General features: G+C 60.4%; 5 protein-coding genes and 1 pseudogene. 2 read left to right on the forward strand and 4 right to left on the reverse strand.

The window, feature by feature from the left end:
* Together AC1DT3_RS08130 and AC1DT3_RS08135 are read left to right on the forward strand one after the other, a co-directional pair.
* Positions 1–781, forward strand: a pseudogene (locus AC1DT3_RS08130) (S8 family serine peptidase); the annotation flags it as partial.
* Positions 782–798: 17 nt separating this feature from the next.
* Entirely contained in the window at positions 799–2,211 is a 1,413-nt protein-coding gene (locus tag AC1DT3_RS08135) for an MBL fold metallo-hydrolase (protein WP_477464747.1), read from the forward strand.
* Between the two features lie 4 nt (positions 2,212–2,215).
* On the opposite strand, the gene AC1DT3_RS08140 is transcribed toward AC1DT3_RS08135, so the two are convergent.
* The 4 genes from AC1DT3_RS08140 to AC1DT3_RS08155 form a co-directional block, all read right to left on the reverse strand.
* Positions 2,216–5,005 (reverse strand): Dyp-type peroxidase, encoded by a 2,790-nt coding sequence (locus AC1DT3_RS08140; RefSeq protein WP_477464748.1) that lies wholly within the window; start codon positions 5,003–5,005, stop codon positions 2,216–2,218.
* Positions 5,006–5,014: 9 nt separating this feature from the next.
* On the reverse strand, positions 5,015–6,223 hold the full coding sequence (locus AC1DT3_RS08145; protein ID WP_477464749.1) for a catalase family protein: 1,209 nt from the start codon (positions 6,221–6,223) through the stop codon (positions 5,015–5,017).
* Positions 6,220–7,164 carry a hypothetical protein gene (locus AC1DT3_RS08150; RefSeq protein ID WP_477464750.1) on the reverse strand — a complete coding sequence of 315 codons (945 nt, stop codon included), beginning with the start codon at positions 7,162–7,164 and terminating at the stop codon, positions 6,220–6,222. The genes AC1DT3_RS08145 and AC1DT3_RS08150 overlap by 4 nt, the downstream gene beginning before the upstream one ends.
* A gap of 12 nt (positions 7,165–7,176) precedes the next feature.
* Positions 7,177–7,680, reverse strand: a 504-nt coding sequence (locus AC1DT3_RS08155; RefSeq protein WP_477464751.1) for a hypothetical protein, incomplete at its 5' end; no start/stop codon positions are given.

Below are 7,680 nucleotides of genomic sequence, written 5' to 3' on the forward strand. Positions count from 1 at the left end.
GGTGGCCCATCAGGTTCTCAACATCTGCATCCGCGCATTGGACTATTGTCCGCCGATCGACATCACCTTCGGCGAGTACCTTCGCGCGCTCATTACAGCGGACCGGGATCTCGTTCCCGATGACAAGCGCTCCTATCGCGTTGCGTTTATCTCGGCTTTCCGGGACCGCGGCATCTATCCGACGGATGTCCGCCACCTGTCCGTCGACAGCTTGGCGTGGGAACCGCCACCGCTCCCACTCCGGAGTATCGCCAACATCCTCGATTCCATGTCGCTGTCTTGGAACCTCACGACGGACCGGCGCGCCGCATATGAGACATCGCGCAACAATGCCCGCAAGTTTCGCGAGTGGCTCGTCGATCCGACGCAAGTGTCCGACGACGAGATGGATGTGCTGGGGCTGCTGCGCGATCCGAAAAAGATCACGAGTATCGGCGGCCATGAGGGCGTCATGGGAGGGATCGAGGTGCACTCCGTTCGCCCGGCACGCCGCATCGGACCCGACGGGGGAAGTCGCGCCGATCTCATTATCGAGATCACACAGACGTTCCGCCTCAATCCGCCCAGCCGAAACAAGCTTCGCGGCGGTTGCACGCTGCTCGTCGACCTGGAGACGAAGGCCGTCCGATATTTCGTGCGCAAGCGCGTCGTCAGCCCGGAACGCATGCGCCTTCAGCTTGCGATGAGGAGCGCAGACGCGGACGCGGCACGGGCCGCTTACTTTGGCGACGACGAGACGCACGCGGAGCCCTTCGCGATGCTCCACCGGCACACGGCTTGATCGGAAGGGTCGAGGCAATGGCAAGGAAAGTGACGACCACTGCTCGCAAGACGGCAACACGTCCTCGCAGCGCGGCCAAACCGTCGAAAGCGCGAGGCCGCCAGAAAGCCAGCGCGAAGCGCAGCTCCAGGCAGCACCGGGCAACAATCAGGATGTATCGGCAAGGCTTCGGCGATTGTCACCTGGTGCGGTTGCCAAGAAAAAGGAAAGGCGACCGCGACTACGTGATCCTGATCGATTGCGGCGTGATCATCGGAACTCCTGACGGGACAGCGACCATGAGGTCAATCGCTGAAGACATTCTTGCGACCACAGGCGGTGTGATCGACCTTCTCATCGTCACGCACGAGCATTGGGATCACCTGTCGGGTTTTGTTCAGGCGGAAGACATTTTCAGGAAGTTCACCATCCACGAAACCTGGTTTGCCTGGACGGAAGATCCAGAAGACGAACTGGCCCAGAAACTGAAACGGGAAATGGCGTTGGCGCTGCAAGGATTGCGGTTGTCGGCCAGCCGCCTGCAACTCGCCGGTGCGCCCGATGTGCTGGCGGAGGTCGAAAGCGTGCTGAGCTTCTTCGGCGCCGGGCGAGGGGCGACCACRCAGGATGCCATGGACATCGTCCGCTCGATCAACACGGACAACATTCGCTACCGGCGACCGAACGATATACCCCAAGAACCTTCGCACCTCGGCGGTGTTCGCTTCTACATCATGGGGCCACCGCCGGACGAACGTCGCTTGAAGAGGATCGATCCCTCCAAAGGAGACGGATTCGGCCTCGCGCTGGACGATTTTGTCGATCAGATCAATCCGGTCCTCGCGGGCATCCGCAACGCACCGTTCGATCCGATCTACGCCATCCCTTTCGACGTCGCGGCGGAGACCGATTTCTTCAAGACCCGCTACTGGGAAGGTGGTCGTACCGGGACAGGCTGGCGCCGGATCGAAGACGTGTGGCTCGGTGGGACCACGGAACTCGCTCTTCAACTCGACAACATGACCAACAACACCAGCCTCGTCCTCGCCATCGAGCTCGATGGCGGCGATGTGCTTCTGTTCGCTGGCGACGCGCAAGCGGGGAATTGGCTGTCCTGGCAGGATCTCACCTGGTCGGTGGACGGAGCGGATGTCACAGGTGCCGATCTTTTGTCGCGTACCATCTACTACAAGGTCGGCCACCATGGCAGCCGCAACGCGACGCTGCGACGGGCAGGCATCGACCTGATGACGAAATTGCAGGTCGCGACGATTCCTGTCGATCAGGATGTCGCGACGAAAAAGGGATGGGGTCGGATACCGCTACCCGAGATCGTGTCAGAGCTCCAGAGCCTGACGAAGGGGCGTGTTTTCCGATCGGACATGCCCGCCGGCACGCGCGTTCCCGAAGGCGTGGAGGCAACCGATCTATGGATCGAGGTCACGCTGTAGGGCGTCACGATGCATTGGATGTTCTGAATTGCGCGAGAAAGCGCAGCGCTGACAGACTGGGCATGAAGAAGTAGGCACCGCCACGCACCCGCACGAAATTCGGCATCTGGCGAAGCCGGATCGGGGCGCATCCTTGCGGGATCGTAAAAGTGCCGTTCGACGGACCATTCGTGGAAAACCGTCCACGCCGACCGATCAGCGGATCGACATCATCCGATAGATTTCCGAATTGCGGATTGTTGACCCAACTCGCCTGAACGAACTCGAATTGTCGGGCGATGTTCGCGTTGAGGCAGATGAAATGCAGCCCCCGATCGAGCATGGCATCGCGATGTTCCAGCACGCTTGCACCGACATCGGGGATCGGGCATGCAGGTCCGTAGCTGCGGCCACGCCGGAGAATTTGGTGACGTCGGTTGACGGCCAGGGAATCCTGCGAGCCGGGGCGAGGTTCGAGCGAATCGCGCGGATTCGTCCGACGGATATGCGCGCCGATTGGGCAACGCATTCCGAGCGCGTCCTGCCTCTGGTAGAGAAAATCCTTTGCGCTCGCGAGGGTCGGATCGTCACGGTCGGGTGTCAGGGTGAGTGGTGCTCCGCTGGGCCATCGGCCGACCAGTTTCGAGGCAATCCAGGTCCGGTGGTCGGGCGTGTCGGTGCCGAAGAACCGCGCCGCGGCACGCTCCGCGAAATCCCAGAATCCATACACATCCTGTCGGAGCTGCCGGAAGACCAGATAGGTGCCGTTTCGTCCGAAATCGGCGCCGCCTGTGCCCTCGACGTCGCGCAACAGCAAATGCGCTGGATCGAGCCCTGGAGCGACGATCGGGCGTGAGGTGAAGCGTCCATATTCGTTCTGGTAACCGAGAACGAACTCTCCCGCCTTCACGATGGGACCAGAGTCGGTCTTGCCACCGAGTCCTTCCATGGGAGGGTTCATGATCCCGTCCTGAAAGCCAAAATGTTCTCGGCCGCCCTCGATCCATTGGGTATCGAGACGCATGCACGAAATTCCATGACGCGAGCATTGGTCGCGCTCGGAATCATACATAGCCTCAAGCTCCACATCTGAGCGCGCGTAGAGGAGAAGCAGCGCGTCGATTGGGCGAGACGGATCCCCCCATTCCCAGGACGATGGTGCGTTGGCGCCGTCGTCCCCCAGAATTCTCTGGCGGTGTGGGGTCGTCATGCCCGCGCAGAACTCATCGGAGAAACCAGCGAGAATATCGGCGGGGCAGTCGAGCCGCGCCAAGCCTTGGTGAGTGAAAGCAATGTGGAGATCGCGCTGATTGCGCGAAGATGTCCCGTCCGTCACGCGTCCGACAATGTCTCCAAGCCACCGTCGCGCGGATGTTGCGCCTTCCTCCGCGCCATCGAATGTCAAAAGAACGAAGCAAGCGGATCGATGCTGACTATGGCCCCGCGCGATGAGGCCCTGCATGTCATTCCGTTCGAGCACAGCAGGCACAGCCGCGGGCCGCCCGAGGTTCTGACGAAGCAGCCATAGCCAATCAATCGGCGTCCCCGCGTTCACCGCCCCATGAAGCGCAGCGTGTAGACGCGAATTGTCCGCAATCTTCACTGCGGAGAGGTTGGGGTAGGCGCAGTACCAGACTTGCGTCGGAATTTGCCGATTCCGGATATGGCGTTTGAAGCTCCCCTCATTCCATGCACCATCGAGGATGAGCCATCTCGTGCGCGGGTAGTCCTTTCCATTGCTGAAGATCGCATTGAGACCCCAGGCGACGATGTCGATGAAATCGCCCATGTAGTTCTCGAGGCTACCGTCATAGTTGCTCGCGAAAAGCATGCGACGCTTTCCATCGATGAAGATCCACCGCGCGAAGTGAATCGTCTTCACGCCGGCAAGGTCTTCCCGATCAAAGAAGTATCGTGTGCCGATGCGGCCGATCCAGAGGATCACGGTCGCCGTCATCAGCCTGAACCGACCTGGCTTGACGAAGCCAAGAGCGCTGAACTGGTTATGGAGCGAGTGATCTTCAGCGGCGGCCAGTTCAACCACATGAGCGGGATCGGGACGCGGCGGATCACCGGGATCGCGTGTCTCGCGCAGGCGAACGAGGAGCGTCCACGCGATGAGGATCGGTAGCAGAACAATCAAGACCGGCACCGCGATCGCAATGATGATCACACGCGCGAGGGTGCGGCGAAAAAGCCATGGTCGTTCGGAGGGAGGTGGTGCAAGCGCCCATCGCAGACGGTCCTGCCCGGAGACGAACTCGCGAATCCGGCGTGTCACCTCGTTAGGATCCTCGCGGTTCAGTTTCGTATCACTCAAGAATCGGTCGACCTCGTCACGCAGCCGAGCCTGGCGGAGGATGAGAGGAACGGTCCTGCCGATGGTATTCACGTAGGAGGTCGCGTGGGGAATGACGTGATCATCGAGCCATCGGCGACGCCCCGCGTGCGTACCGGGGATCGGTTCACGACAGAACGGCGAGACGCGGTCGAACACCGCCGCCCCGATACGAGCGATTTCCTCGAGATGCGCGTCCCGCGGACCATCGAAATCCGCAAGGTAGACGAGGGACGGTCCGATCGTTTCACCATCGTGATTCCGGTCGCTCGGGATGAGGACGAAACGCGCGTAGTGGATCGAAGTCGATTGGGCGAATGGCTGTCCCGTCGACCCTACCTCCGCGCCGATCGACGCAAGAACACCTCTCAGCTCAGTCTCGGCTTCCGGCCGGATATAGGCAAGGACCGTCGCTGCGTTCTGCTCCTCCCAGACCAGTTCGCGATCGAGAGATGCCGTTGAGGAGTCGATCGCCATGCACCCACCTCAAGTCTCGTCGAAGACTTCGTTTCCCGTCGGCTCGATATGCGGAGTTGAGTTCATTCTCTGGCGAAGCACCGACAATTCCCAATACATCCTGCGCCGGGCGCGTCCTTGATTTCCGAGCGGACGATGATCGGGTACGCAATGCCACGGGTTGAGCGAGAGATTGCGCGCGAACGCCATCTGTTTCGGCCCATCGAATTTCTGTCGTGGGATTCTCAGAACAGCCACTGGAACGAAGGGCGAGAGCTTCTCCGGCCAACGCACCGCCGCGTTCTCGATCGGCATACGATGCGGATCGGTCTGAACCTGCACGAGAATATCGAACTCCACGTCCACTTGTTTGAGAGTCGCAACCATGTTGTCACGAAGATAATTGTCCGGAGGGCGGAACGGCACGTTCGGGACTTTGCTACGCTGGATGGAGCGCGGGCGCACGGAATACATCATTGCCTGACCGTCCCCGAGCAGGTAGGGCACACAGCTCCAATAGCGTGCCTCCAGAGGATTGGTCTGAGTCTCGTTCCACAAGCTCTGCATCAGAAAGTCCAGCAGGTGCGTCGCCCCCGGACGAAAAAAATAGAACACCGGCGTCCCACGCAGAATGTGAGCCTGGAGAACCGCATTCGACATGATATCCGGCGTGACGAATGTCGGTGTGCAGACCGACAGGAAATCCTGGGTGAACTTCTCGTCGTCGAGCAGCTTAGGCCCAGGGATGCCCATCAGCTTGAACGCACAGCTGACGAAACCGACATCGTCGATATCCGCCGGCATGTCCGGACCTGGGCCAGAGAAACGCACCCACGCTGGGTACGTTGCGGCTCTCGCGAAGACGCCCCGCTGCAAATGCGACGGAATGTCGGAACGCACGACGACTTCGCCACGCACGACACCATGCGTYTTGGTGTTGCCACCCCGCTCGTATGTACCGGGTTGGTAGTGCTGGTTCATGTAGGCGGCCATTCGGGCAATGATCGCTTCGAGAGCCTCCTCCTCTCCCGGTTGAACCTTCTCTTCGCCGCGCGCCAGACCTTCCTGAGGACGTTCCCGGTTGATGAAATGCTGCACGATCCGTGCGGTCGGCTCTCGCAAGAGTCTGTTCAAGGCGGGTCGAAAGAATGGCTCGAACCGGCGCTCTGCATGAAGCACCGAGACAAGCGCGGCGTGAGCTGTTCGTTCGAGCCGGGAGGGTTGCGTCGCCGGGTTCATGGAGCGGCTCTGCGTATCTGCTCGCCAGCCCAACATTCCTCGCGAACCGGCGTGCCGGCCGCAAAATTCCTGGCTTCATCCTCGACGACCTGCGGATTGAACAGCGTAAAGTTCAGCAGAAACATCCGGTTGGCGTACGCCCGTCCGAGATAGAATCCAGGGCGGATCATACGGACTTCGTCCCTGATGCGCAGACCGCGGCGGGTCGCGAGAGAATCAGGGCTCGGTCGATACCCTTCGATCTCATCACTGTAGGCGTAGTCGACGATCACCGATTCCCGTCGCCCGTCGAGCAGGCTTTGCCCGCAATAGATTTTCGCGGGAAAAAGGAGCCACACGGTGTCCGAACTGAAGAACCGCGCGAGCGGCCCATCGCGGCGAATTGTCGTCGTCGGCACCGTCGACACGTCGTCGATGAACGGACGCATGGCGACGAGATTCTCGATCATGTTGCGCAACACCCGCTTATCGCGGTCGATCAGCTTGCCTTTCCAAAGACTGCGTCCGAGATCCTCGAGCAGTTCGATCTTTGCGCCCACGAGGCGGCCCTCGATTCCACCCAGCGTTTCCTCGAGACGGACCCGGAGGCTGTCTCCGCGCGCAAACAAAAGGTCGCCGTAATAGAGTCCATCGGGGATCGTTCCTGCTGTCAACCGGCCGTAGACCTGATCGAGCTGTTCCTGTGAAAGGAGTTTGATGTTCTCGGGCGTGATCTTCGTGAGATCCGCGCGGGTCAGTGGGAACTCTTGTTCGACCCGCGCGAAGTCGACACGAAAAACCTTCGTAGGATTGTCCGGATCCTTGATCGACAAGTCCTCCGCCGCCGCGAAGGGAATATCCGGCGCGGACGATTGACCGTGCGCCGGAATTGCCTGCGTCAGTGGCAGCAGCACCAGGGCGAAGATCAGGCCGCTCAATCGTCTTTTCGAGTGCCCGCTCATTTCTCGCTRCCCTCACAAAGTCGCCAGGAARGCGATCAACGCCTGCTTCTCATCCTCGGAAAGTGCCGCCCCGAAACGGTGTCCACCATTTTCGATGGCGCCGAGCTGGTTCGAATAATAGTCTTGGATGAAGTCGCGGTGATCCTGTGTCAGATCGAGTGTCAGTCGGCCGGAGCGTGTGGTCAGGATGTCGCCGAGGCTCGAAAGTCCCTGCCGCAACGCGGTGAAGCGCCCGATGGTGAGGATGTCCTTGTATTTCGCTTCGAGCTTCGCGGGATCGCGACGAGACAACACGACGTCCTGGATCAGATCCTTGTAACGCAGGCTGTTCACCATGAGCGTCGGCAAACCGGCCGGCAGCTTGATGCTCAACCCTCCCTCGATGCCCGCGATCGTCACGCTTGGCGCGACATCGATGATGATATCCGCATCCGCGAGATTGATTTTCGGCAGGCGTTTCTCGGGATGCAGGATGTCGTGCATCGAATCCTTGAACAGCGCGAACCGACCCTCGAC

The sequence above is a fragment of the Microvirga sp. P4_G7 genome, from assembly GCF_056401005.1.